This is a genomic window from Nocardioides rotundus, assembly GCF_019931675.1.
Taxonomy (GTDB): domain Bacteria; phylum Actinomycetota; class Actinomycetes; order Propionibacteriales; family Nocardioidaceae; genus Nocardioides; species Nocardioides rotundus.
The window spans coordinates 2,584,072-2,609,999 of sequence record NZ_CP082922.1 but is presented as its reverse complement, the minus strand read 5'-3'; the positions used below and the strand labels follow the sequence as shown (position 1 = coordinate 2,609,999).

Annotated in this window: 22 protein-coding genes; 14 read left to right on the top strand and 8 right to left on the bottom strand. The window is 71.2% G+C overall.

The genetic code is table 11. The annotated features are described in order from the left end of the window. The first annotated feature begins 85 nt into the window (after positions 1-85). On the top strand, positions 86-1,312 hold the full coding sequence (locus K8W59_RS12840) for an endonuclease/exonuclease/phosphatase family protein (protein WP_223394448.1): 1,227 nt from the start codon (positions 86-88) through the stop codon (positions 1,310-1,312). Between the two features lie 12 nt (positions 1,313-1,324). Here the strand turns inward: K8W59_RS12840 and K8W59_RS12835 are convergent, their stop codons facing one another. Beyond that, a complete protein-coding gene (locus K8W59_RS12835) occupies positions 1,325-3,859 on the bottom strand; it encodes a bifunctional FO biosynthesis protein CofGH (RefSeq protein ID WP_223394446.1) in 2,535 nt (844 codons plus the stop codon). A gap of 264 nt (positions 3,860-4,123) precedes the next feature. On the opposite strand from K8W59_RS12835, the gene K8W59_RS12830 reads away from it, so the two are divergent. Both K8W59_RS12830 and K8W59_RS12825 read left to right on the top strand, forming a co-directional pair. Then, on the top strand, positions 4,124-5,440 hold the full coding sequence (locus tag K8W59_RS12830; protein WP_223394444.1) for an HNH endonuclease signature motif containing protein: 1,317 nt from the start codon (positions 4,124-4,126) through the stop codon (positions 5,438-5,440). A 313-nt stretch (positions 5,441-5,753) separates the two neighbouring features. After that, entirely contained in the window at positions 5,754-6,761 is a 1,008-nt protein-coding gene (locus K8W59_RS12825; RefSeq protein WP_223394442.1) for a hypothetical protein, read from the top strand. Between the two features lie 453 nt (positions 6,762-7,214). Here the strand turns inward: K8W59_RS12825 and K8W59_RS12820 are convergent, their stop codons facing one another. Beyond that, positions 7,215-8,354, bottom strand: a complete 1,140-nt coding sequence (locus K8W59_RS12820; RefSeq protein WP_223394440.1) for an acyl-CoA dehydrogenase family protein — start codon at positions 8,352-8,354, stop codon at positions 7,215-7,217. After that, entirely contained in the window at positions 8,351-9,391 is a 1,041-nt protein-coding gene (locus tag K8W59_RS12815) for an LLM class F420-dependent oxidoreductase (protein ID WP_223394438.1), read from the bottom strand. The genes K8W59_RS12820 and K8W59_RS12815 overlap by 4 nt, the downstream gene beginning before the upstream one ends. A gap of 106 nt (positions 9,392-9,497) precedes the next feature. Here K8W59_RS12815 and K8W59_RS12810 point away from each other — a divergent pair, with 106 nt between their 5' ends. Both K8W59_RS12810 and K8W59_RS12805 read left to right on the top strand, forming a co-directional pair. Then, positions 9,498-11,207 (top strand): aminotransferase class V-fold PLP-dependent enzyme, encoded by a 1,710-nt coding sequence (locus tag K8W59_RS12810; protein ID WP_223394436.1) that lies wholly within the window; start codon positions 9,498-9,500, stop codon positions 11,205-11,207. Between the two features lie 23 nt (positions 11,208-11,230). Next, positions 11,231-12,067 (top strand): aldo/keto reductase, encoded by an 837-nt coding sequence (locus K8W59_RS12805; protein ID WP_223394434.1) that lies wholly within the window; start codon positions 11,231-11,233, stop codon positions 12,065-12,067. 10 nt (positions 12,068-12,077) lie between these two features. On the opposite strand, the gene K8W59_RS12800 is transcribed toward K8W59_RS12805, so the two are convergent. Then, entirely contained in the window at positions 12,078-12,626 is a 549-nt protein-coding gene (locus tag K8W59_RS12800) for a YbaK/EbsC family protein (RefSeq protein ID WP_223394432.1), read from the bottom strand. 69 nt (positions 12,627-12,695) lie between these two features. On the opposite strand from K8W59_RS12800, the gene K8W59_RS12795 reads away from it, so the two are divergent. After that, positions 12,696-13,793: a glycerophosphodiester phosphodiesterase gene (locus K8W59_RS12795; RefSeq protein ID WP_223394430.1), complete on the top strand. Its 1,098-nt coding sequence runs from the start codon at positions 12,696-12,698 to the stop codon at positions 13,791-13,793. Positions 13,794-13,881: 88 nt separating this feature from the next. Here K8W59_RS12795 and K8W59_RS12790 read toward each other — a convergent pair whose 3' ends face one another. Both K8W59_RS12790 and K8W59_RS12785 read right to left on the bottom strand, forming a co-directional pair. After that, positions 13,882-14,157 carry a hypothetical protein gene (locus tag K8W59_RS12790; RefSeq protein WP_223394428.1) on the bottom strand — a complete coding sequence of 92 codons (276 nt, stop codon included), beginning with the start codon at positions 14,155-14,157 and terminating at the stop codon, positions 13,882-13,884. Beyond that, a complete protein-coding gene (locus K8W59_RS12785) occupies positions 14,157-15,341 on the bottom strand; it encodes a PspC domain-containing protein (RefSeq protein ID WP_223394426.1) in 1,185 nt (394 codons plus the stop codon). Before K8W59_RS12785 ends, K8W59_RS12790 begins: the two co-directional genes overlap by 1 nt. 146 nt (positions 15,342-15,487) lie before the next feature. Between K8W59_RS12785 and K8W59_RS12780 the strand changes: the two genes are divergently transcribed. The 5 genes from K8W59_RS12780 (at position 15,488) to K8W59_RS12760 (ending at position 19,766) form a co-directional block, all read left to right on the top strand. Then, positions 15,488-16,756 carry an ATP-binding protein gene (locus tag K8W59_RS12780; protein ID WP_223394424.1) on the top strand — a complete coding sequence of 423 codons (1,269 nt, stop codon included), beginning with the start codon at positions 15,488-15,490 and terminating at the stop codon, positions 16,754-16,756. Position 16,757: 1 nt separating this feature from the next. Further along, positions 16,758-17,411, top strand: coding sequence for a LuxR C-terminal-related transcriptional regulator (locus tag K8W59_RS12775; protein WP_223394422.1), 654 nt, complete (start codon positions 16,758-16,760; stop codon positions 17,409-17,411). An 88-nt stretch (positions 17,412-17,499) separates the two neighbouring features. Continuing rightward, positions 17,500-18,936 carry an APC family permease gene (locus K8W59_RS12770; RefSeq protein WP_223394420.1) on the top strand — a complete coding sequence of 479 codons (1,437 nt, stop codon included), beginning with the start codon at positions 17,500-17,502 and terminating at the stop codon, positions 18,934-18,936. 1 nt (position 18,937) lies between these two features. Beyond that, positions 18,938-19,402 carry a universal stress protein gene (locus tag K8W59_RS12765; protein WP_223394418.1) on the top strand — a complete coding sequence of 155 codons (465 nt, stop codon included), beginning with the start codon at positions 18,938-18,940 and terminating at the stop codon, positions 19,400-19,402. Between the two features lie 22 nt (positions 19,403-19,424). Beyond that, the gene (locus K8W59_RS12760) at positions 19,425-19,766 is read left to right on the top strand and encodes a hypothetical protein (protein WP_223394416.1); all 342 of its coding nucleotides are present in this window, start codon (positions 19,425-19,427) and stop codon (positions 19,764-19,766) included. 102 nt (positions 19,767-19,868) lie between these two features. Here K8W59_RS12760 and K8W59_RS12755 read toward each other — a convergent pair whose 3' ends face one another. Beyond that, positions 19,869-20,006, bottom strand: a complete 138-nt coding sequence (locus tag K8W59_RS12755; protein ID WP_223394414.1) for a hypothetical protein — start codon at positions 20,004-20,006, stop codon at positions 19,869-19,871. 206 nt (positions 20,007-20,212) lie between these two features. Here K8W59_RS12755 and pcrA point away from each other — a divergent pair, with 206 nt between their 5' ends. Beyond that, entirely contained in the window at positions 20,213-22,630 is a 2,418-nt protein-coding gene (gene pcrA / locus K8W59_RS12750) for a DNA helicase PcrA (protein WP_223394412.1), read from the top strand. A gap of 86 nt (positions 22,631-22,716) precedes the next feature. On the opposite strand, the gene K8W59_RS12745 is transcribed toward pcrA, so the two are convergent. Then, positions 22,717-23,580, bottom strand: a complete 864-nt coding sequence (locus tag K8W59_RS12745) for a M23 family metallopeptidase (protein ID WP_223394410.1) — start codon at positions 23,578-23,580, stop codon at positions 22,717-22,719. A gap of 240 nt (positions 23,581-23,820) precedes the next feature. Here K8W59_RS12745 and sucC point away from each other — a divergent pair, with 240 nt between their 5' ends. Continuing rightward, on the top strand, positions 23,821-24,984 hold the full coding sequence (gene sucC, locus K8W59_RS12740) for an ADP-forming succinate--CoA ligase subunit beta (RefSeq protein WP_223394408.1): 1,164 nt from the start codon (positions 23,821-23,823) through the stop codon (positions 24,982-24,984). 31 nt (positions 24,985-25,015) lie between these two features. Then, positions 25,016-25,909, top strand: a complete 894-nt coding sequence (gene sucD / locus K8W59_RS12735) for a succinate--CoA ligase subunit alpha (RefSeq protein ID WP_223394405.1) — start codon at positions 25,016-25,018, stop codon at positions 25,907-25,909. Positions 25,910-25,928: the final 19 nt, after the last annotated feature.

The following is a 25,928-nucleotide window of genomic DNA, read 5'->3' as shown; positions in this document are numbered from 1 at the left end:
CGCCACACGTCGTTCACCCGCGCGTGGGTGACGACTGTCGGTGGGAGTGCCTAGGGTGAGCGGATCCCGACGCCCCGGAGGTCCGATGTCTCGCACGCTGCTGTCCGCCCTGCTCGCCGCCCCGCTGGCCCTGACGGCGGCCGCCGCGCCGACGTACGCCGCCCCCGACGGCTCCCAGCGGCCGGAGGAGGTGCGGTTCTCCCAGTTCAACGCATCCCTCAACCGCACCGCACCCGGCGAGCTCGTCGAGGACCTCTCCACCCCCGACGACCAGCAGGCGCAGAACGTCGCCGAGACGATCCAGCGGGTGAACCCCGACGTGCTGCTGATCAACGAGTTCGACTACGCCCCCGAGGCGGTGGACCTGTTCCGGGACAACTACCTCGAGGTCTCCCAGAACGGCGCGGACCCGGTGGACTACCCCTACTCCTACATCGCGCCCTCCAACACCGGCGTCCCGAGCGGGCACGACCTGGACAACGACGGCACCGTCGCCGGGCCCAACGACGCCTTCGGCTTCGGCCTCTTCGAGGGGCAGTACGGCATGGTCGTCTACTCCAAGTACCCCATCGACACCGAGGCCGTGCGCACCTTCCAGACCTTCCGCTGGGCCGACATGCCCGGCGCGATGCTGCCCGACGATCCGGCGACCCCCCAGCCCGCCGACTGGTTGTCGCCCGCCGAGCTGGCCGACGTGCGTCTCTCCTCCAAGTCGCACTGGGACGTGCCGATCCGGATCGGCAAGCGGACCGTGCACTTCCTGGTCGCACACCCGACGCCGCCGGTCTTCGACGGGCCGGAGGACCGCAACGGCACCCGCAACTTCGACGAGATCCGCTTCTGGGCCGACTACGTGTCGCCCAACCCGCGGAAGTCGGCCTACATCTACGACGACCAGGGGCAGTACGGCGGCCTCGAGCACGGTGCCCGCTTCGTCATCGCCGGCGACCTCAACTCCGACCCGCTCGACGGGGACTCGGTGCCGGGCGCGACGAACCAGCTGCTGGACAGCCCATTCGTGAAGGACCCCCGGCCCACGTCCGACGGCGGCGTGTGGGCCGCGGAGACGCAGGGCGGAGCGAACGACTCCCACCGGTCCGACCCCGCCCTGGACACGGCCGACTTCGCCGACGTGCCCGGCCCGGGCAACGTGCGGGCCGACTACGTGCTGCCGAGCCGCGGGCTGCCGGTGCTGGGCTCGGGGATCTTCTGGCCGACGCCGGACGACCCGTTCTTCCGGCTCACCGGCCCGGGCTGGCCGGCGCCGACGTCGGACCACCGCGAGGTCTGGGTGGACGTGCGGGTGCCCTGACGGACGAGCTCCTCAGCGCGCCGCGGCGGCGTCGTACGTCGTGCTCCGCTGCCGCAGCGGGCGGCCGAGCGGCTCCACGATCGCGGCGAGCTCCTCGACCGTCTTCGCCGACCCGTGCTCGGAGCCGGCCATCCGGGAGATCGTCTCCTCCATCAGCGTGCCGCCGAGGTCGTTGGCGCCGCCGGTGAGCATCCGCCGCGTCCCGTCCTCGCCGAGCTTGACCCAGGAGGTCTGGACGTTGCGGATCCGCCCGTGCAGCAGGATCCGGGCGACCGCGTGCACGGCGAGGTTGTCGCGCAGCGTGGGGCCGGGCCGGGCGACGCCTGCGAGGTAGATCGGGGCCGAGTGGTGCACGAACGGCAGCGGCACGAACTCGGTGAAGCCGCCGGTCTCGTCCTGGATCCGGGCGAGCACGCGCAGGTGGTTGACCCAGTGCCGCGGGTTGTCGACGTGGCCGTACATCATCGTCGAGGACGACGGGATGCCCACGCGGTGCGCGGTGCTGACCACCTCGATCCAGGTCCTCGTCGGCAGCTTGCCCTTGGTGAGGATCCAGCGCACGTCGTCGTCCAGGATCTCCGCGGCCGTCCCCGGGATCGACCCGAGCCCGGCCTCCCGGCACTCGGTGAGGAACTCCTCGATCGAGAGCCCGGTGCGGGCCGCGCCGTTGACGACCTCCATCGGCGAGAACGCGTGCACGTGCATCCCCGGCACCCGCTCCTTCACGGCGCGGACCAGGTCGAAGTAGGCCGTCGCGGGCAGCTGCGGGTCGATGCCGCCCTGCATGCACACCTCGGTCGCGCCGAGGCCCCACGCCTCCTCGGCCCGGTCGGCGACCTGGTCCAGGGAGAGGGAGAACGCGTCGGCGTCGGTGCGGCGCTGGGCGAAGGCGCAGAAGCGGCAGCCGACGTAGCAGACGTTGGTGAAGTTGATGTTCCGGTTCACCACGTAGGTGACGTCGTCGCCCACCGTGTCGTGGCGCAGGGCGTCGGCCAGCCGGCTCACCTCGGCCAGCAGGTCGCCCTCGGCGGTCATCAGCGCCAGCGCCTGGTCGTCGGTGAGGCCCGCCGGGTCGCGCTCGGCGGCGCGGAGGGCGTCGTACCCCTCCCCGGCGGTGGCGACGGCGGCGCATGAGCCCGGGCCAGTGGCGACCTGCTCGCGCAGCGAGTCCCAGTCGCCGTACACGCTGTCGAAGTCCGCGCGGCGGTCCGCCGAGCGGCCGGTCTCGTCGATCGCGGTGTGCAGGTCGGTGCGGCCGCTGCCGGCGAGCGCGTCCACGCCGCCGTCGGGCTCCTGCCAGGGCAGGGGAGCGGGGCGTACGCCGTCGCGGGCGAGGCCGTCGGGCCCGGCCAGCGCGGCCACGTGCCCGGCGACGCGCGGGTCGAGCCAGGGCTCGCCGCGGGTGAGGGCGCCGGTGACGTACTCCGGATGGATCGTCAGGCGGGGCCGCAGCGTCATCCCGGCCGACGCGGTGACCTCGCCGAGCACGTCGAGGTCCGGCCAGGGGCGCTCGGGGTTCACGTGGTCGGGGGTGACGGGGGAGACACCGCCCCAGTCGTCGACACCGGCGGCCAGCAGTCGCGCGCACTCGGCAGTGTCGGTGAGGTTCGGCGGGGCCTGCACGCGGGCCTTGGGGCCCAGGACGACCCGGGTCACGGCGATCGCGGCGAGGTAGGGCTCGAGCGCGAGGTCGTCGGCGTGCCGCATCGCGGTGTCCGGCTTGGCGCGGAAGTTCTGCACGATCACCTCCTGGAGGCCGCCGTAGGAGCGCTGCACGCGCCGGAGTGCGAAGATCGTGTCCGCGCGCTCCTCCAGGGTCTCGCCGATGCCGACGAGCAGGCCGGAGGTGAAGGGGATGCTGAGCCGCCCGGCGTCTTCCAGGACGCGCAGCCGGACCTCGGGGTCCTTGTCGGGGGAGCCGAAGTGCGCCTCGCCGCGGGTCTCGAACAGGCGGCGGGAGGTGGTCTCCAGCATCATCCCCATCGACGGGGACACCGGCTTGAGCCGGTTCAGCTCCTCCCACGACATCACGCCGGGGTTGAGGTGGGGGAGCAGGCCGGTCTCCTCCAGCACCCGGACCGCCATCGCGCGCACGTAGGCGAGCGTGGAGTCGTAGCCCTGCTCGTCCAGCCACTCCTGCGCCTCGGGCCAGCGGTCCTCGGGCCGGTCGCCGAGGGTGAAGAGCGCCTCCAGGCAGCCCTGCTCCCGGCCGGCGTGGGCGATCTCGAGGATCTCGTCGGGGGAGAGGTACGGCGCGCGCCCGGCGCGGCGCGCGTCTCCCGGCGTCTCCACGAACGTGCAGTAGTGGCAGCGGTCGCGGCACAGGCGGGTGACCGGGATGAACACCTTGGGGGAGTAGGTGACCGTGGCCTCGCGACCAGCATCCCGCAGACCGGCGTCGCGGACCCGGGCCGCGACCGCGCAGAGCCGTTCCAGCTCCTCGCCCTCCACGGCCAGCAGCGCGGCCGCCTCGTCGGGATCGAGCGCCGCGCCGCGTTCGGCCCGCGCCAGCGCGCGGCGTACCTGCTGGGGGGTCACCGAGGTCACCGCCCCAGTCTCCCAGGGGCCCCTCCCCGCCGACCGCGGTGGTCCGGTGGGCGGAGCGCTCTTCGGTGGTCGAGCCTGTCGAGACCAGGCCGCTGTCCGCTGGTCGAGCTGCTTTCGGTGGTCGAGCTGCTGTCGGTGGTCGAGCTAGTCGAGACCACCCCCGTGGCGCGGTTTGACGCCTGTGACCTGATCGTGACCCGGATCGGTGTGGATGAGGGTCGTTTGCCGGGTGGGAGTGTCGGTGCCGCCTGGAAGAGTCCGGGTATGTCGACCAAGCCGCTGCATCCGAGCCACCCGGTGGCCGCTGCGGTCGCGCGCATCGAGACCGAACTCACGCAGGCGGCCGGGGTGCCGGTGTGGTCCATGGCCGCGGGCGAGGCCGGGGAGGTGTTGGAGGCGTTGACCCGGGCCCGGGCGCAGGCCGATGCGCTGTTGTTGCGGGTGCTACGTCACGCCGAGTCGGTGGAGACCGGCCTGGCCTCGGGGGCGACGTCCACGACGAACTGGTGGGCCCACCGGATGCGGATGGTGCGCCGCGACGCGCACGCCTTCCGGCGGCTCGCGACCCAGGTCGAGGCTCACCCCGAGGTCGCCGAGGCGTTGGAGTCGGGTCGGATCCTGACCGACCAGGCCCGCGCGATCACCGACGCCCTGGAGCAGGTGCCCGCCGACGCCGAGGTGTGGGTGCTGCCCGCCGCCACCCAGCGGATGCTGGACCTCGCGGCCGATCACGACGCCAAAGACCTCCGCATCCTGGGGCGGCGGCTGTTCGAGGTCATCGACCCCGCGACCGCGGACGCCGAAGAAGCACGACGACTCGAGACCGAAGAGCGCGCCGCGCGGGAGCGGGTCGGGTTCGGGATCCGGGACTCCGGTGACGGCACCATGCGGGGCTGGTTCACCCTCCCGACCGCCCAAGGAGAGATGCTGCGCCGCCAGGTTCACGCGATCGCCTGGTCCAAACACACCCACCCCACCACGACGGTGGCCGAGCAGACCAACGCCGCCGCGGCCGATGCGGACGCTGTGGACGGTGCGGTCGACCCGGTCCAGGCCCCGCGGCATCGGCCGCTGTCGCGCAAGGGACTGGGTGAGGCGTTCTGCGAGCTGGTCGAGTCCCGCCCCGCCGACACCCTCCCCACCAGCGGCGGGATCTCCGCGACCGTGGTGGTCACCATGGAGCTGGAGACCCTGCTGGGCGGGTTGAAGGCAGCATCCCTGGACACCGGGTCCAAGATCACCGCCGGCCAAGCCCGACGCCTGGCCTGTGAGGCCGGGATCATCCCGATCGTCCTCGGCGGACCCTCCGTCGTGCTCGACATGGGCCGCAAGAGACGGTTCCACACCCCCGCGCAACGGATCGCCATGGGCGTCCGCGACGGCGGCTGCTCCGCCGCGGGCTGCGACATGCCCGCCGACAAGTGCCAGGCCCATCACGAGACACCGTGGTCCAAAGGCGGCTCCACCAGCGTCAAGGACGGCCGGTTCTACTGCCCCTCCCACCACCAGATGATCCACGACCCCACCTACCAGCACCACCTCGACAAACACGGCAAAGTCCGCTTCACCCGACGCACGTGACAGGTACGTCGACGAGACGGTCTCGACCAGCTCGACCACCGGCAGGCCTGGGTGGTCTCGACAAGCTCGACCACCGAGAGTGCTGGATGGTCTCGACGAGCTTGACCATCGAAGTGGCGCCCCCACGGTGAAGACCTCCCGGTCGTGCGCAGAAATGCACCCGAACCGCCGCCGACCGGGTGCACTACCCCCACCCGTGGTCGATTCTTCACGCGAGCCCGGGGTCTCGACCAGCTCGACCATCCATACTGCGGCCCGACCACCGGCATTCCGAGCTGGACAGGGCTACATTCGGCTCCAGGGGGAGGGCACGATGGTGACACCGAAGCCGACGGCGGTACTGGTCGTCCACGGGATCGGCCAGCAGATGCCGATGGACACCGTACGGCGGTTCGTGCGCACGGTCTTCGGGACCCGGCCGGACGGGAGGGAGCGCCCGATCTTCAGCAAGCTGGATCGCGACTCCGACTTTCTCGACCTGCGCCGACTGGTCATCCCCGGGGGCAAGGGTCGGGGAAGGGTCGACTTCTACGAGGTCTACTGGGCGCCCGCGCTCTCCGGCGGCTCCGCGCCCGCGGTGCTCGCGTGGGCGGCCAGACTGCTTTTCACTCGCTCCCAGGGAGACCAGCTCCGCCGCATCGTCTGGGCCGCACGATGCCTGCTGATCCTGTTGCTGCTGTTGGCGGGCGGGCTCTACTACGTGTTCAGGGACTCGCCATGGCTGCGATACCTGGCCCCCCTCGCCCCACTCGCCCTCGGCGTCTGGCCGCTGCTCCGAGGATGGGGTTCCTCGGTGTTCTCCGAGACGCTGGCCGACGCGAGCCGCTGGTTCGCACCACGGCCGCGTGACATCCCCGACCGGGACAACGTCCGCAGGATCGGCCACCAGCTCCTGATGGAGCTGCATCGTCGAGACGCCGACGGGCAACAGCGCTACGGCCGCATCGTCGTGTTCGGGCACAGCCTCGGCTCCGTGATCGCCTACGACATCATTCGCATGGCCTTCGACGAGCTGCGCTGGCCGCGGGATCCGACTCCGGAGGAGTCTGCGCGACCGGTCTCCGAACGCCAGCCCGCGGCCTGGAACTTCAGCGTCGAGAGCACCGCGCTGACCGAGACGAGCGATGTCGGACGGTTCCAGCACTTTCAACGACAGCTGCACCAGGAACAACGCGCTCAGGGGGTGCCCTGGCTGGTGAGCGATCTGGTGACCGTCGGTTCCCCTCTGACCCACGCGCGCGACCTGTGGAGCAGCGGGGTCGCCTCGTTCGATCAGCGGATCGAGGAGAACGAGTTCCCCGGCCTGCCCGCCTCGTGGTGAGTTCCAGCACTCGGAGTACCGCCGGCTCCGGGAAGGCAAGCAGGCGATCATCGGCGGGGACGGGCCGCTCGCCTTCTACCGGGTGCACGAGCGCGGTCCCCTGGTCGCGCATGAGGGCTCGCCGTTCGCGTCGACTCGGTGGACCAACCTCTACATTCCGGTGACCCGCTGGCTCGGTGGCGACCTGATCGGAGGCCCGATCGCCGCCACGATGGGGGCGGGAGTTCGAGACATACCGGTGCGTCCGTCGACCCACAGGCAGGGGGTGCTGTGGGTTCCTGGTCTCGCCCATGTCTGGTACTGGCGGCGGGACCGCAGTGTTACCGACGCCGGAGCCGCGGCCGGGGATGTTGGCGGCCCTGCCGACGCCGTACGCATGACCGAGAAGGTGGTGGCCCTGCATCGTCCGCCGGCACCGCCGTACGAACCGCGGGCCCAGCGCCCGGGACCGCGCTAGAGCCCCAGCGAGCGGCCGATGATCTCCTTCTGGATCTCGGTCGTGCCGCCGTAGATCGTGGAGATGCGGGAGTCCAGGTAGGCCTTCGCGATCGGGAACTCGGTCATGTAGCCGTAGCCGCCGTGCAGCTGCACGCCCTGGTTGACCAGCTTGTTCTGCAGCTCGGTGGACCACCACTTGATCATCGCGGCGTCGACGGCGGTGAGCTCCTTGTCCAGGTGCCGGGCGAGCAGGTCGTCCAGGAACGCCCGGGCCGCACGCGCCTCGGTGGCCATCTCGGCGAGCAGGAACCGGTTGTGCTGGAACTTGCCGATCGGGCGGTTGAAGGCCTCGCGGGTCTTGGCGTACTCCAGGCACATCTCGACCACGCTCTCGCACGCCGCGACCGCCTGGGCGCCGATGATCAGCCGTTCCTGCGGCAGGTTCATCATGAGGTAGATGAACCCCTGGCCCTCCTCGCCGAGCAGGTTCTCCTTCGGCACCCGGACGTCGGTGAACGACAGCTCCGCGGTGTCCTGCGCGTGCAGGCCGATCTTGTCCAGGTTCCGCCCGCGCTCGAAGCCCTCCATGTCCCGCTCGACCACCAGCAGCGAGATGCCCTGGTGCCCGGCCTCGGGGTCGGTGCGCGCGACCACGATCACCAGGTCGGCGTTGATCCCGTTGGAGATGAACGTCTTCGAGCCGTTGAGGACGTAGTGGTCGCCGGCGTCCTCGGCGGTGGTGCGCACCCCCTGCAGGTCCGACCCCGCGCCCGGCTCGGTCATCGCGATCGCGGTGATGGTCTCGCCGGAGACGCACCCCGGCAGCCAGCGCTGCTTCTGCTCCTCGGTCCCCAGCGAGGTGAGGTAGGGGACGATGATGTCGCTGTGCACGGAGAAGCCGACGCCGCTCGCACCGGCGCGGGTCTGCTCTTCGGAGAGCACCACGTTGAAGCGGAAGTCGTCGATGCCGGGGCCGCCGTACTCCTCCGGCACGTCGAAGCACAGCAGCCCCGCCTCGCCGGCCTTGAGCCAGACCTCGCGCGGGACGATCCCGTCCTTCTCCCACTGGTCGTGGTACGGCGCGACCTCCTTCTCGAAGAAGGCCCGCGCGGTCTTGCGGAAGTCCTCGTGCTCGGACTCGTACAGCCGGCTCATCCGATCAGCTCCTTCAGCTCGCGGATCGTGCCGGCCGGGTCGTCGGAGGCCGGCACCACCTGCAGGTGGGTCACGCCGGCCTCGGCGAACGCCGCGACCCGCTCCTTGACGTAGGACGCCGGGCCGACCAGGTTCGCCGCCTCCAGCCACTCGGTCGGGACCAGCGCCTCGGCCTCGCGCTTCTTGCCGGAGAGGTAGAGGTCCTGGATCTCCTCGGCCTCCTTCTCATAGCCGTAGGCCTTCGCCACGTCGTTGTAGAAGTTCTTGCTCTTCGCGCCCATCCCGCCGACGTAGAGGGCGAACAGCGGCCGGGCGAAGTCCAGCAGAGCCTTGGTCTCCGGGCCCTCGCCGATCGCGACCATGCCGCCCGCGGTGATCTGCAGCGGGCCCAGGTCCGCGGACCGCTTCTCCTTGCCGATCGCCAGCGCCTCGCCCCACACCGAGCCCGACTTCTCCGGGTGGAACAGGTGGGGGATCCAGCCGTCGGCGATCTCCGCGGCCTGCTCTACCGACTTCGGGCCCAGCGCCGCGATCCAGATCGGCACCTCGGGGCGCTCGGGCTTGGTGAGCAGCTTCAGCTCCTTCCCGAGCCCGGTGACCGCGCCGTCCTCCTTGCTCAGCGGCATCTTGAACGTGCCGTCGTTGGTCACCGGCTCGCGCCGCAGCCCGCGGCGCACCACGTCGATGATCTCGGCGGTGCGCGCCAGCGGCTTCTTGTACGGCACCCCGTGGAAGCCCTCGATCACCTGCGGCCCCGAGGCCCCGAGGCCGAGGACGGCGCGCCCGGCGGACACGTTGTCCAGCCCGGCGGCGGTCTGCAGGAGGGCGCCCGGTGTGCGGGAGAAGACGTTGAGGATGCCGGCGCCGATCTCGACCCGCTCGGTCTTCGCCGCCAGGTAGCCCATGAGCGTGGGGGAGTCGAAGCCGTAGGCCTCGGCCACCCAGACCAGGTCCAGCCCGGCCTTCTCCAGCTCGGCGACCTGGTCGGCGGCGGCCCGCGGGTTGCCGTCGTACATGAGCATGTGCGAGAGCTTCATGCGGGTCATCGTGACAGTAGGACTGTCACAGTCGCAAGGGTGCGCCGTACGGCGTGACCCACTCCACGAAGCGGCGCCGGCATCGGAATGTGCGTACATTAGGATCGTGACCGACGCGCCCGCCCCGACCCCGCCGTCCACGCCGCTGCTCGACCGGATCCGGGCGTCGGTGATCGGCGACGACCAGGTGATGGACGGCCCCTACGGGCCCCGCCGGGTCACCTACGCCGACTACACCGCGTCGGGCCGCTCGCTCACGTTCGTGGAGGACTTCATCCGCAGCGAGGTGCTCCCGGCCTACGCCAACACGCACACCGAGGCCAGCGGCACCGGCCGCCAGACCACCCGGCTGCGCGAGGACGCCCGCGAGATCATCCGGGACGCGGTCGGCGGCGACGAGGACACCGTGGTGATCTTCTGCGGGTCCGGCTCGACGGCGGCGATCGACAAGCTCATCGGCATCCTCGGCCTGCGTGTCCCCGCCGGGCTGGACGACCGCTACGCCCTCACCGAGGCGATCCCGGCCGAGGAGCGGCCGGTCGTCTTCATCGGCCCCTTCGAGCACCACTCCAACGAGATCTCCTGGCGGGAAACCATCGCCGACGTCGTCACCATCCGCGAGGACGCCGACGGCCACATCAGCACCGAGCACCTGCGCGAGGAGCTCGAGCGGCACGCCGACCGCCCGCTCAAGATCGGCTCCTTCTCCGCCGCCTCGAACGTCACCGGCATCGTCACCGACACCGCCGGCATCGCCGACCTGCTGCACGAGTACGGCGCCCTGTCGCTGTGGGACTTCGCCGCGTGCGCGCCGTACGTCCGGATCGAGATGAACGGCCCGGGGGCGTCGTACAAGGACGCGGTCTTCATCAGCCCGCACAAGTTCATCGGCGGCCCCGGCACGCCCGGCGTGCTGGTGGTCCGGCGCGAGCTGATGGCCAACCGGGTGCCGGTGGTGCCCGGCGGCGGGACGGTGATGTACGTCAACCCGACCCAGCACCGCTACGTCGAGGACCCCGCGCACCGCGAGGAGGGCGGGACGCCCGCGATCGTCGAGTCGATCCGCGCTGGTCTGGTCTTCGGGCTCAAGGAGGCCGTCGGGGTGTCGACCATCCAGGCGCATGAGGAGGCGATGCTGCAGCGCGCGGTCGCGGCGTGGAGGGAGGAGCCGAGCATCGAGATCCTCGGCAACACCGACGCGCGACGGCTGTCCATCGTCTCCTTCGTGGTGCGCGCGCCCGAGGAGCTGGGCGGCGGCTACCTGCACCACAACTTCGTGGTCGCGGTGCTCAACGACCTCTTCGGCATCCAGACCCGCGGCGGCTGCTCGTGCGCCGGCCCCTACGGCCACCGGCTGCTCGGCATCGACGTCGAGCGGTCGCTGGCCTTCGAGGAGCAGATCGCGACCGGGTGCGAGGGGATCAAGCCCGGCTGGGTGCGGGTGAACTTCAACTACTTCCTCGACGAGGAGGTCGCTTCCTACATCATCGACGCCGTGCGGCTGGTCGCCCGCGAGGGCTGGCGGCTGCTCGGCGACTACCGGTTCGAGCCGCTGACCGGGCTCTGGCGGCACCGCGCGGGCTCCTCCGAGCCGCCGCTGCGCCTGCACGACGTGGCGTACGACGCCTCCGGCGAGATGACCTGGCCGCGGCACGGGACCACGGCTCCGCCGAGCGCCCTGGCGGGCTACCTCACCGTGGGCGAGCGGGTCCTCGCCGAGGCGGTCCCGCCGGTCGCTGACACGGCCCGGGGCGACGACTTCGCGGGGCTGCGGTGGTTCCCCCTGCCCGCCGGCTCGGCCGGCGTACCCGTGTAGGGCGACGCGCTAGCGTCGGGGACATGGCGCTCTCGACGTACACACTCAACGACGGAACCACCCTGCCGAAGGTCGGCTTCGGCACCCACCCGCTCAAGGGTGACGACGGCATCGCGGCGATCGTCTCGGCGCTGGAGAACGGCTACCGGCTGCTCGACTCGGCGGTGAACTACGAGAACGAGGAGGAGACCGGCGAGGCGCTGCGGCGCAGCGGGCTGCCGCGCGGCGACGTCCGGATCCAGACCAAGATCCCCGGCCGCTTCCACGCCCACGACCTGGCCGCGCAGTCCCTGCGCGACTCCGCCCAGCGGCTCGGCGTCGACCAGATCGACGTGGCGCTCATCCACTGGCCCAACCCGAGCCGCGGGCTCTACCCCGAGGCGTGGCAGGCGCTGGTGGAGGTACAGGCCGCCGGGCTGGTGCGCACCATCGGGGTCAGCAACTTCACCCCCGAGCACCTGCGCCGGATCATCGACGACACCGGCGTCACGCCGGCGGTGAACCAGGTCGAGATGCACCCCTACTTCCCGCAGACCGAGCTGCGGGCCGTGCACGCCGAGCTGGGGATCCAGACCGAGGCGTGGAGCCCGCTGGGGAAGAACCCGACCCCGTTCGAGGAGGAGCCGGTCGTCGCCGCCGCGCAGGCGCACGGCGTGACCCCCGCCCAGGTGGTGCTGCGCTGGCACCTCCAGCTCGACTCGCTGCCGCTGCCCAAGGCCGCGGGGGCCGAGCGGCAGCGCGAGAACCTCGACCTCGACGGGTTCGCGCTCACCGACGACGAGATGAGCGCGATCACCGACCTCGGCCGCGCTGACGGTCGCCGCTTCTCCGGCGACCCGGACACGCACGAGGAGATGTAGGCGGTCTGCTTCAGCGCGCGAGGCCCTCGACGACTTCCGCGCCGGGGAGCTCGCCGAGGAGGGGAGTGGGGACGAGCAGCTTCGAGCGCCGTAACCCGGACCCGATGACGGCGACCGGGATCGACGGTACGGCGGCGTCGACGAGCAGCCGCCAGGTGGCGGGGAGCCCGACCGGGGTGATCCCGCCGTACTCCATCCCGGTCTCCTCGACCGCCCGCTCCAGCGGGTGGAAGGAGCACTTGCGCACGTCGAGGGTCCGCTTCACCAGGCCGTTGACGTCGGCGCGGGTGTCGGCGCGGACCAGGCAGGCGGCGACCCGCTCCTCGCCGGCGCGGCGCCCGGAGATCACCACGCAGTTGGCGCCGGACTCCATCGGCAGGTCGTAGGCATCCGCGCACGCGGCGGTGTCGGCGAGCTCGGGGTCGATCTCGGCGACCCCCACCTCGGCGGCGTGCGGCCATTCGGCGAGCGCGGCGGCCACGGAGGCCGCCAGCAGGTCGGGGCGCTCCAGGGCGGGGACGGTCGAGAGGCTGCCGAGCGTCACAGTCATGTTTCCCATCGTGTCAGGCACCGTTCACCGAACACCGGGGGTCTGGTCAAAGCCGGGCGTTCGGGTGAGAGTGTGAAAATGAACCCCCGTCGCATCGCTGCCACCGCCACTCTCGCCGTCGTCGCCGTCCTCGCTCCAGCGGGCACCGCGACGGCCCAGGACCTCGGGGACGACCCGATCGTCATCGGCCACCGTGGAGCCTCCGGCTACGTCCCGGAGCACACGCTGGCCGCCTACAAGCTCGCCGTGAAGCAGGGCGCGGACTACATCGAGCCCGACCTGGTCTCCACCAAGGACGGCGTCCTGGTCGCCCGCCACGAGAACGAGATCTCCGGGACCACCGACGTCGAGGAGCGCCCGGAGTTCGCCGACCGCAAGACCACGAAGATGATCGACGGGGCGCCCGTCACCGGCTTCTTCACCGAGGACTTCACCTACAAGGAGCTGAAGAAGCTGCGCGCCGAGGAGCGGCTGCCCGGCGTCCGCCCGCAGAACACGCGGTACGACGGCCGCTACAAGGTGCCGACCTTCGAGCAGGTCCTCCGCCTGTCCGAGCAGCTGAGCAAGCGCTACGGCCGCGAGATCGGCGTCTACCCCGAGACCAAGCATCCGACGTACTTCGACTCCATCGGCCTCTCCCTGGAGGAGCCGCTGGTCGCCAGCCTGCGCAAGTACGACCTCGACGACGCCGACGACGAGGTGATCATCCAGTCCTTCGAGACCGCCAACCTGGTCGAGCTGAACAAGGTGATCGACGTCGACCTCGCGCAGCTGGTCAACAACGTCGGCGCGCCCTACGACTTCGTCGCCGCCGGCGACCCGCGGACCTATGCGGACCTGATGACGCCGGAGGGGATGAAGTGGATCGCGACGTACGCCGACGGCCTGGGCGTGCACAAGGACCTGGTCCTGCCCCGCGACGCCTCCGGTGCCACCGGTGAGCCGAGCCCGCTGGTGAAGAACGCGCACGACGCCGGGCTGCTGGTGCACATCTGGACGCTCCGCCGGGAGAACCAGTTCATGGCCACCAACTTCCGGATCGGCTCGGACCCGAACGCGCCCGGCGACATGTACGCCGAGGCCAAGGCGTTCCTCGATGCCGGCGTTGACGGGCTGTTCTCCGACAACCCCGACATCGCCGTGAGGGCCCTGGAGGACTGGCTCGCCGAGCGCTGAGCCGAGACACCGCCAGACGGTCAGGCCCGCCCCACCGCATCGGTGGGGCGGGCCTTCCCCCGTTGTGGAGCCGTTGGCGAGGGGCCCGTCACCAGCTCCAGTCGTCCCCGCGCCGGCGGCGCCGGCGGGAGGACAGCACGATGCCGAGAAGCCCCAGGCCGCCGGCCAGCAGGAAGGGGACCGGCACCAGCAGGCGCAGGTCCGCGTCGGGCAGCAGCCCGACGCCGCCGACCAGCCAGACCAGCGCGATCCCGGTGAACGCCACGCCCATGACCAGGTGCGCGACGTTGAGCTCGTGCCGGCCGCCGCGCGGCTCGACGGGCGTCTCGTCGAGGTCGAGGTAGGCCTGGGTCGGGTCGCTCATCACTGCGCTCCTTCTCGGATGATCTCGACGTCGCCGGCCCCGAGCTGCACCGACAGGTCGAGCTCGGTGTCGCTCGGTCCGGAGACGCTGTTGCGTACGACGGCTCCCGGGTCGTCGGAGCGACTCCCGAAGACCTCCACGCTGCCGAGGCCGACGCGGCCGGTCGCGTTCACATCGATCTCGTCGGGGACGATCACCCGCAGCCGTCCCGCTCCGCTCTCCACCAGCAGGGGCCGGCCCAGCTCGTCGGGGTCGACCTGCGTCAGGTCGACGGTGTGGTCGCCGAGGTTGTAGGAGTAGCGCGGCGGGATGATGTCCCCGGGCATCGGGGTCACGACCGTGGGGCGGTCGTCAACCCGTGAGACCGTGCTGGAGATCGCCAGCACGGGGAGGAGCAGGAGGCCGACGGCGATCAGGCCGCCGGCGCGACCCCACGTGGAGCCGAGCAGCAGTCCCGCGCCGACGATGGCGATGCCGAGGGCCGGATAGGCCGCGAACGGGATCGGCGTCCCCGAGACGTCGACCAGGCCGAGGACCCCCCAGGCCAGGGCGATCAGCAGCACGACCGGCCAGAAGAGTCGCGGGCCGCGCTTGCGGGGGTCCGGCTGGGGGACCGGCGGCGGTGGCGGCAGCGGGGGCTGGTAGCCGACCTGGCCGGGGTAGCCCGCCCACTCGGTCTCGGGCAGCTGCGTGGTGGGGTCGGTGGGCGTCGGGGCGCCGTACGTCCCCGGCTGGTAGGGCCGCTGCTCGGTCCGCTGGGTCAGGTAGAGGACGAGCCCGACGACACCGCCGATGACGACGAGCGGCCAGACGTCGGTGCCACCGAAGGAGTTGCCGACCAGCGTGAGGCCCACGAGGCCGCCCAGGACGAGCAGCGCGACAGAGCGGGTGCGGTCCTGGGTGCGGATCACCGACTCGCCGGTCTCCTCCGGCACCAGCAGCCAGCAGCCCAGATAGGCCAGCACGCCCGCGCCGCCGAAGAACGAGGTGACCACGAAGACCACCCGGACCAGCAGCGGGTCGATGTCGAAGTGCCGGGCGATCCCCCCGGCCACCCCGGCGACCCGGCGCTGCGGGCCGACGGTGCGCCGCAGCCGCGCCAGGTCCCGCATCTCCTGCGTGGAGACGCGGGGGCCGGAGTCGGCCGGCGGAGCGGGCTGCTCGCCCGATGGTGTCGTGCTCATGGCTCCAGCGTGGTACCCCCGGCGAGGTCCGCGCCATCGGGGACGACTCTGATCCCTCACCGGTCGGCCGGGGTTCCGCTCAGGGTCGGATCGGGGACGACACTCATGGTTCGTGGCGGATACCGCGTGCCACGATGGTCGGCATCATGAGCCCGCTCTCCCCGGTCGCCGACGTCCGCCGTGCCACGCGCGCGGGCGAGGAGTCGATCCTCGGCGGCGTCGCGGCCGGGCTGGGCCACCACCTGGGGCTGCCGACGCTGTGGGTGCGGGTGGCCTTCGTCGTGCTCAGCGCCCTCGGGGGCCTCGGTGTGATGCTGTACGCCGCGCTGTGGCTGGTGTTGCCGAGCGACGAGCGGTTCCGTGCCGAGGCGCCCGGGCTGGAGGCCGCGACCCGCGACGGCCGGCGCCGCGGTGGCCGGCTGCGACGGCTGGGCGACGCCGGCCCGGCGATCGCCCTGGGCACGCTGGGTCTCGGGGTCGTCCTCGCGATCCAGACCGTCCTCGGGCCCGGCGCCCTGTTCGGGCCGGCCGTCGTGGGCGCGGCCGGCATCGCGCTGCTGTGGCGACAGGCCGACGAGGCCCAGCGCGAGCGCTGGCGGGACGGCAGCGCCCGGGTCGACCCCTTCCGCTTCGTCCTGGGCCGCGGCGGCTGGGCCTCCTGGTCGCGGTTGCTCGCCGGCGCGTTCCTGGTCGTCTCGGCGATCGCCATCTTCGCCCTGCAGACGGGCGGGTCGCTCCCGGTCATGCGCAACGCGCTGGTGGCCGCGCTGCTGGGCGTCCTCGGGCTGGCGATCGTCGTCGGTCCCTGGCTCTACCGCCTGGCCAGCGACCTCGGGGACGAGCGGGCCGAGCGGGTGCGCACCCAGGAGCGCGCCGACCTCGCCGCCCACCTGCACGACTCGGTCCTGCAGACCCTGGCGCTGATCCAGAAGAATGCCGACCAGCCGGCGACGGTGGCCCGGCTGGCGCGCTCCCAGGAGCGGGACCTGCGGTCCTGGCTCTACGACGAGGCGCCGGCCGCCGAGACGTCCCTGGCCGGCGCGCTCCGTGCGGTGGCTGCGAGCGTCGAGGACGACCACGGGGTCAACGTGGACGTGGTGACCGTGGGCGACGTACCCGCCTCCGACCGGGTCCGGCCGGTGGTGGAGGCCACGCGCGAGGCGATCGTCAACGCCGCCAAGCACGCCGGGGTCGCACGGGTCGACGTGTACGCCGAGGCGACGCCTCGGCTGGTCGAGGTCTTCGTCCGGGACCGGGGGAGAGGCTTCGACCCCGCCTCGGTCGCCGAGGACCGTCAGGGCGTGCGAGGCTCCATCGTGGACCGGATGGACCGGCACGGCGGCAGCGCACAGGTGCGATCGACGCCGGGTGAGGGCACCGAGGTCCGGGTGTCCCTGCCGCTGGAGGAGGAGTGAGATGAGCCAGAGCGAGCCCCGCGGCAGCATCCGGGTCGTGCTCGTGGACGACCACGCGATGTTCCGGGCCGGGGTCCGGTCCGAGATCGGCCAGGCGGTGGACGTGGTCGGCGAGGCCGCCGACGTGGACCAGGCGGTCGCGGTGATCGGCGAGCAGCGGCCCGACGTCGTGCTGCTCGACGTCCACCTCCCCGGCGGCGGGGGCGCGGAGGTGATGCGCCGGGTCAGCGGTGCCGACACGCGCTACCTCGCGCTGTCGGTCTCCGATGCCGCCGAGGACGTGATCGGGACGATCCGGGGCGGGGCGCGGGGCTATGTCACCAAGTCCATCACCGGCGCCGAGCTGGTGGATGCCATCGGGCGGGTCGCCGACGGGGACGCCGTCTTCTCCCCACGGCTCGCCGGCTTCGTCCTGGACGCCTTCGCCGGGTCGATCGAGGTCGCCTCGGTGGACGAGGACCTCGACCGGCTCAGCGAGCGGGAGCGCGAGGTGATGCGGCTGATCGCCCGGGGGTACGCCTACAAGGAGGTCGCGCGCGAGCTGTTCATCTCGGTCAAGACCGTGGAGACCCATATGTCCGCGGTGCTGCGCAAGCTCCAGCTCTCCTCCCGTCACGAGCTCACCCGCTGGGCGTCCGACCGCCGCCTGCTCTGACTCGACGCGGCACCACCCCGAGGGGGGTGGTGTTTGACAGGTGACCCAGATCACTGTTCCGTGGGGGCACGCAACCAGGGAGGCTCGCATGGCAGAGGTCGCCAGCAATCCCGCCGACACCGACGACGGTGGGCTCAAGCGGTCGATCACCGGGAAGCTGCTGTTCTTCTACGTGCTCGGCGATGTGCTCGGATCCGGCATCTACGTGCTGATCGGCTCCGTGGCCGGTGAGGTGGGTGGCGCCTTCTGGGCCGCCTTCGCCGTCGGCGTCACGGTCGCCGGCTTCACCGGCTTGGCGTACGCCGAGCTGGCGACGAAGTACCCCCGCGCCGCGGGTGCGTCGCTGTATGTCCACCAGGCGTTCGGCAACAAGGCGCTGACGTTCCTCACCACGGTGACCTACCTGTCCGCGACGTTCGCGGCCGCGGGCTCGTTGGCCGGCGGCTTTGCGGCGTACGTCGCCGAGCTGATCCCGCTGCCCGCCCTGCTGGTGATGATCGGGTTCATCCTGCTGTTGGCGCTCCTCAACTTCATCGGCATCACCGAGTCGGTGGTCGCGAACATGCTGATGACCTTCGTCGAGGTCACGGGGCTGGTGATCGTCATGGTGATCGGGGTGGTGTACGTCGGTGCCGGCAAGGCCGACTTCTCCGTGCTCACCGACTTCAGCAGCCAGGACAACGTGATCTTCGCGATCATCGCCGGCGTGGCCCTCTCCTTCTTCGCGATGACCGGCTTCGAGAACGCGGTCAACGTCGCCGAGGAGACCGTCGACCCGCATCGCACCATCCCGATGGCGCTGATCGGCGGCATGGCGACCGCCGGCGTGATCTACGTCCTGGTCTCCATCTCGGCAGCCCTGACCGTGCCGATCGACACCCTGGCCGACTCGAACGCGGCGCTGCTGGAGGTGGTGAAGGCGGGGATCCTGCCCATCTCGGTCGCCTTCATGACCACCCTGTTCGCGATCATCGCGATGATCGCGATCACCAACACCACGCTGGTGCAGGTGGTGACCCAGTCCCGGATCCTCTACGGCATGGCGCGGGAGGACGTCGTACCCGCCCCGTTCGCGAAGATCCACCGCAGCCGTCGCAGCCCCTATGTCGCGCTCATCTTCTCCGCGGCCGTGGTGATCGGGTTGATCGTGGCCAGCGATGTGCTGAACCGGATCGGCATCGAGGTCAACATCGTCGAGCGGCTCGCGTCGGTGACCGTGGCGCTGCTGCTGATCGTCTATGCCGGGGTGATCATCTCCTGCCTCAAGACCCGCGGCCGCGACGAGTCCGACCAGACCTTCCGCGCACCCACCCCGTTGCTGGTGATCGGGCTGGTCGGCAATCTGGTGCTGCTGGGCTACGTGATCTACACCGACCGGACCTCGCTGATCTGGTGCGGCGCGCTGATCGGGCTGGGCGGGATCCTGTACGTCCTCGAGCAGCTCTTCGGCCGGCGCGACCGTCCGGCCGGTGCCGAGCGCGGAGACCCCGCGCTCGACGACGACCCATCGGATCGAGGAGCCTGACATGCGCGTCATCGTCACCACGGACGGATCCCGCCAGTCGTTGACGGCGGCCCGGAGGTTCAAGAGATTCGCCGACCCGGAGAAGATCAGCGAGATCATCGTGCTCGCGGTGATCCGGCCGTTCTCCGCCGTCGCGTTCGCCGACGAGATCTCCGGACGGGAGCCGAAGAACGTGTCGCAGGAGCTGTCCTTCCGCGATGCCGCGGAGTCCTCGGTGAACCGGATCGCCGAGGAGTTCAAGGGATGGGGGCCCAAGGTGGTCAAGCGGATCCGGAGCGGGTCGCCGGCCAACGAGATCATCAAGGCCGCGACCCAGAGCGAGGCGGGGCTGATCGTGATCGCCGCCGGTGGCCGAGGGCTCAGCGACACCGTGCTGATGGGCTCCACGGCCCAACGGGTGCAGCACTACGCCCCGTGCCCGGTGCTGGTCGTGCGGCCGCAGAAGCGCCCGAGGAAGAAGGGCTGAACCGCCTGACTAGGCTGGGCCCATGACGATCGTCCAGAACATCCTGGTCCTGCTGCACTTCCTCGGCTGGGCGGCGCTCTTCGGCGGCATGGTCGTGCAGCTGCGCGAGCCGGCCAAGCGGGTCAACGCCGCGATGCGCGACGGCGCCGGTACGGCGTTCCTCGCCGGGCTGCTCATCGTCGGCGTGCTCGAGGCCGGCTCGGACCCGGTGAACAACGCCAAGATCGGCGTCAAGTTCGTCATCGGCCTGGTGGTCCTGGTGCTGGTGATGGCCAACGTGCGCAAGGAGCGGCTCAAGGACGGCGTCTTCTACGGCATCCTCGGGCTCACCGTGGCCAACATGGTGGTCGCCATCTTCTGGTGACCGGCGTCGTCGCCCGCCCCGTGTGGGGACGTGGGCGCGATGACGACCGGCCCCCCACACGTGGTGCGGAGGGCCGGGCCGGTGGTGCTTGCTGTCTGCGGGTCAGGCGTCGAGGCGCGGCGCGCGACGCGAGGCGAGCTCCTGCGGGGCGTTGAAGGCCCACAGCGTCCAGGCGTCGAGGCGACCGAGCAGCGAGCGCACGCGCGGCGCACGGTGGCGGCCGGTGGTCGAGTACGTCATGGGCTGGCTCCTCTCGGGTGTCGGTGGCGGCGCGGGTCGCCGTACGACCCTCGTTGACCCAAGAATTTTAACGATCCAATACGCGCAACTCCCAGCCGACGGCGACGTGTTCCCGGCCACGTGGGCGGCGTCACGCGCCCCCGCGACGAGGGGGTGTGTACGGCGGACGCGCACCGTCCGTGGACCGACGTAGGGTGGCGTTCGAGATGAGCAGCACGTTCCCGATCCCCGGCCTTGAGTCCACCCCGGAGCCCGCCCGGGAGGAGCGTCGCGGACCGACCCGCGACCAGCTCCTCGAGGGGCTCAACGAGCCGCAGCGAGCCGCGGTCACCCACGAGGGCACGCCCCTGCTCGTGGTCGCCGGCGCCGGCTCGGGCAAGACCCGGGTGCTGACCCGCCGGATCGCCTGGCTGGTCAGCGAGCGCAAGGCCCACCCCGGCTCGATCCTGGCCATCACCTTCACCAACAAGGCCGCCGCGGAGATGAAGGAGCGGGTCGAGGCGCTGGTGGGTCGCCGGGCGCGGGTGATGTGGGTGAGCACCTTCCACTCCGCGTGCGTGCGCATCCTGCGCAAGGAGATCGACAGGCTCGGCTACTCCTCGAACTTCACGATCTACGACGCCGCCGACTCCAAGCGGCTGATGGGCCTGGTCTGCCGCGACCTGGACCTGGACGTGAAGAAGTTCCCGCCGAACGCGGTGCTGCACTGGGTCTCCGACGCCAAGAACGAGCTGCGCGACCACGAGGAGGCGGCCCGGGACGCGCAGAACGGCCTGGAGGAGACCTACGCGTCGGCGTACTCGCTCTATCAGCGCCGCCTGCGCGAGGCCAACGCGCTGGACTTCGACGACCTGATCATGCTCACCGTGCACCTGTTCCAGGCGTTCCCGGAGGTGCGCGAGACCTACCGCCGCCGGTTCCGGCACGTGCTGGTCGACGAGTACCAGGACACCAACCACGCGCAGTACGCCCTGGTCCACCAGCTCTGCGGCGAGCAGATGGAGGACGGCGACGGCGAGCGGGTGCCGCCGAGCGAGCTGATGGTGGTCGGCGACGCCGACCAGTCGATCTACGCCTTCCGCGGGGCCAACATCCGCAACATCCTCGACTTCGAGGCCGACTTCCCCGACGCGACGACGATCCTGCTCGAGCAGAACTACCGCTCGACCCAGACGATCCTCACCGCGGCCAACGCGGTGATCGGCAACAACCGGGGCCGGAAGCCGAAGAGCCTGTGGTCGGCCGCCGGGGACGGCGCGAAGATCGTGGGCTACGTCGCCGACGACGAGCGCGACGAGGCCCGCTTCGTGTCCGGGGAGATCGACCGGCTCACCGACGAGGGCGCGGCCCGCCCGGGCGACGTGGCGGTGTTCTACCGGACCAACAACCAGTCCCGCGTCTTCGAGGAGGTCTTCATCCGCCTCGGCATGCCCTATCGGGTCGTCGGCGGCGTGCGCTTCTATGAGCGCAAGGAGATCAAGGACGCGCTGGCCTACCTGCGCGCGCTGGTCAACCCGGCCGACGAGATCTCGCTGCGGCGGATCCTCAACACCCCCAAGCGGGGGATCGGCGACCGGGCGGAGGCCGTCGTGGCGGCGTACGCCGAACGCGAGCGGATCACGTTCTTCGACGCGCTGCGCCGGGCCGAGGAGGCTCCCGGCATCGCGACCCGCAGCCTGAAGCAGATCCGCGGCTTCGTCGCGATGATGGAGGAGCTTCGGACGATGGTGGAGGCCGACGAGCGGGCCGACGTGATCTTGGAGAGCGTGCTGGACCGCTCCGGGATGTTGGCCGAGCTCGAGGCCTCCGACGACGTCCAGGACGGCACCCGGGTGGAGAACCTCGCCGAGCTCGTGGCGGTGGCGCGGGAGTTCTCCGACGACCCCGTGGCCGGTCCGTCGGCGGACCCCGCCGACGTCGACGCGGGCCAGGTCGCCCCCGGGCTCGGGGACTTCCTCGAGAGGGTGGCCCTGGTGGCCGACGCCGACCAGATCCCCGACGCCCCGAGCGAGAGCGACGGCGGCATGGTCACCCTGATGACGCTGCATACGGCCAAGGGGCTGGAGTTCCCCGTGGTCTTCCTCACCGGTTTGGAGGACGGCGTGTTCCCGCACTCCCGGTCGCTGGGGGACCAGCCCGAGCTGGAGGAGGAGCGGCGGCTGGCGTACGTCGGCCTCACCCGCGCCGAGCAGCGGCTCTACATCTCCCGTGCCCTGATGCGCTCGGCCTGGGGTGCGCCCATGCACAACCCGGCCTCCCGCTTCCTCTCCGAGCTGCCGGTCGACCTGGTCGACTGGCGCCGGGAGGAGTCGGCCCAGACCCGCTGGGGGCGGCCGGACGTCGCGAGCTCCTCGGGGGCCTCGAGCGGGATGGGCTCGCTCACCGCCGCCGGCCGGCGCAACTTCACCTCGGCCGCGCTGCGGGCCGATGCGGAGTCGAAGGCGAAGAAGTCCCGCCCGGTGCCCTCCCTGGAGCCCGGCGACCGGGTCTCCCACGACTCCTTCGGCCTCGGGACCGTGGTCTCGCTGGAGGGGCAGGGCGACAAGCAGGTCGCCTCGATCGACTTCGGCTCCGGCGGCGTACGCCGGCTGCTGCTGCGCTACGCGCCTGTCGAGAAGCTCTGAGGATCTCGACCGGTCGGCCCCGGCGCCACGCCGTACTCGTCGTCCCCCGGTCGGGCGCGCGGTGAGGCGGTCGCGGTGAGGCGGCGTCAGGGACGGACGCCGTTGACGCTGAGCGCGTTGTAGGGGTCGACCGGGTCGCCCGCGCCGGGCCGGACCTCGAGGTGCAGGTGCGGACCGGTCACGTTGCCGGTGGCGCCGACCGTCCCGATCACTTCACCCGCGCTCACGGTGTCGCCGGGGGAGACCGAGATGGAGGTCTGGTGGCAGTACCACAGCTCCGTGCCGTCCTCGAGGGTCAGGATGGTCCGGTTGCCGTAGGCGCCGGCGTAGCCCGCCTCGGTGACCGTGGCGTTCGTCACAGCCCGCAGCGGCGTGCCGGAGGGGGCGGCGAAGTCGAGCCCGGTGTGGTCGCGCGACCACAGGCTGCCGGACTGCCCGAAGGTCGCGGTGAGCCGGTAGTTCGTCAGCGGGAGCACCCACTTGTTCGCGGCGATCTCCTGCGCCTGCTGCTCGGCCTGCTTGGCGAACTGGGCCAGCGCGGCGTTGCGCTGCTTGGCCTGGGCCTCGGCGGCCTTGATGATCTTCTTCGCCGAGGCGTCCTCGAGCGCGTCGCCGGCGGAGTCGCGGGAGACGGCCTTCTCCCGCTCGGCCAGCAGGCTGCTGGAGCCGACGGCGCTGGTGCCGCTGAGCGCCCCGGCGGGCTGCAGCCGCCCGGAGTCGCTGCTGGAGGCGGTGGCGCTGTTGGCCAGCGGCACCTCTCCGGGCAGGCTGACGGCACCGACGGCCGCGGCCGCCAGGGCGGCGACTCCGGCGACGATCTGGACGGATGGCAGACCCGGGAAGAGCGCCCGACGGGGCCCGCGGTGGCGGACCGCCTTGCGCTTGCCGCCGACTGGCTTCGCCCGCTCACTGCCCTCGGGGCAGGTGGGCGTGCTCGTCTGGTCAGGCATGCTGATGAGGGTTCCTCACATCGATCGGGGGCGCTCGACGCAATTGCGACCGCACACTCTATCGGGTGGTTCCGGTCCGGCACCAAACCCGCGGACCGATCCAGCATGCACGACCGCGCAAACTCGCGCCGGGTTTCTCCACAGACCAACCCACGTCGCCCCCGGTCCGCCACCGGGACTAGGGTGCTGGACAGAACCCCGGAGCGTACATAAACGACCAAAGGACTGGGTGGAGCGATCGTGGACCTGATGGAGTACCAGGCGAAGGAGCTCTTCGCCAAGCACGGAGTGGCGGTCACGCTGGGCAAGACCGTCGAGACGCCCGAGGAGGCCCGTGCGGCCGCCGAGGAGATCGGCGGGGTGTCCGTCGTCAAGGCCCAGGTCAAGGCCGGCGGCCGCGGCAAGGCCGGCGGCGTGAAGGTCGTCAAGACGCCGGAGGAGGCCGAGGAGGCCGCCCGGGCGATCCTGGACCTGGAGATCAAGGGCCTGCCCGTCAACCGGGTGCTGGTCGTCCCGGGCGCGAGCATCGAGGAGGAGTACTACTTCTCCTTCCTGCTCGACCGGGCCAACCGCTCCTACCTCTGCATCGCCAGCGTCGAGGGCGGCGTGGAGATCGAGGAGGTCGCCAAGACCAACCCGGACGCCGTGAAGAAGATCACCATCGACCCGGGCACGGGCGTGGACGCGGCCAAGGCGGCGGAGATCGTCGACGAGGCCGGCTTCCCGGCCGAGCTGCGCGACCAGGCGGTCGAGATGGTCCAGCGGCTGTGGGACGTCTTCGTCAAGGAGGACGCCACGCTGGTGGAGGTCAATCCGCTGGCGCGCCTGAGCGGCGACAAGCTCGAGGCGCTGGACGGCAAGGTGTCGCTGGACGACAACGCCGACTTCCGCCACGAGGAGCACGCCGAGTTCGAGATCCGCGAGGAGGCCGACCCGCTGGAGGCCAAGGCCAAGGACAAGGGCCTCAACTACGTGAAGTTGGACGGTCAGGTCGGGATCATCGGCAACGGTGCGGGTCTGGTCATGTCCACCCTCGACGTGGTGGCCTACGCCGGAGACCGGCACGGCGGCGTGAAGCCGGCCAACTTCCTCGACATCGGCGGCGGGGCGAACGCGCAGGTGATGGCCGACGGCCTCGACGTCATCCTGGGCGACGACCAGGTCAAGTCCGTCTTCGTCAACGTCTTCGGCGGCATCACCGCCTGCGACGAGGTGGCCCGCGGCATCAAGGGCGCGCTGGAGATCCTCGGCGACGAGGCCAGCAAGCCCCTCGTCGTACGCCTCGACGGCAACAACGTCGAGGAGGGCCGGGCGATCCTCAACGAGCTCAACCACCCCCTGGTCACCCAGGTCGACACCATGGACGGCGCGGCCGACAAGGCCGCCGAGCTGGCGAACGCCTGACCCCGGCGACGACGAGAAGAGACGAGGAACTGTGTCTATCTACCTCAACAAGGACTCCAAGATCATCGTCCAGGGCATGACCGGTGGCATGGGCTCCAAGCACACCACCCTGATGCTCGAGGCGGGCTCGAACATCGTCGGCGGCGTCAACGCGCGCAAGGCCGGTACGACGGTCGAGCTGGGCGGTCAGGAGCTGCCGGTGTTCGGCACCGTCGGCGAGGCGATGAAGGAGACCGGCGCCGACGTGTCGGTCGTCTTCGTGCCCCCCGCCTTCACCAAGGACGCCTGCATCGAGGCGATCGACGCCGGCATCGGGCTGCTGGTGGTCATCACCGAGGGCGTGCCGGTGCAGGACACTGCGGAGGTCTACGCCTACCTGGCCAGCGACAAGAACCACGCCGGTACCCGGATGATCGGGCCGAACTGCCCGGGCATCATCACCCCGGAGGAGTCGCTGGCCGGCATCACGCCGCACACGATCGCCGGCAAGGGCCCCATCGGGCTGGTGTCGAAGTCGGGCACGCTGACCTACCAGATGATGTACGAGCTGCGGGACTTCGGCTTCACCACCGCGATCGGCATCGGCGGCGACCCGGTCATCGGAACCACGCACATCGACGCGCTCGAGGCGTTCGAGAAGGACCCGGACACCCAGGCGATCGTGATGATCGGTGAGATCGGCGGTGACGCCGAGGAGCGGGCCGCGGACTACATCAAGGAGCACGTGACCAAGCCGGTCGTCGGCTACGTCGCCGGCTTCACCGCCCCCGAGGGCAAGACGATGGGCCACGCCGGCGCCATCGTGTCGGGCTCCTCGGGCACCGCGGAGGCGAAGAAGGAGGCCCTCGAGGCCGCCGGGGTCAAGGTCGGCAAGACCCCCTCGGAGACCGCGCAGCTGATGCGGGAGATCCTCGAGAAGCTCTGAGCACCGAACGCGTACGACG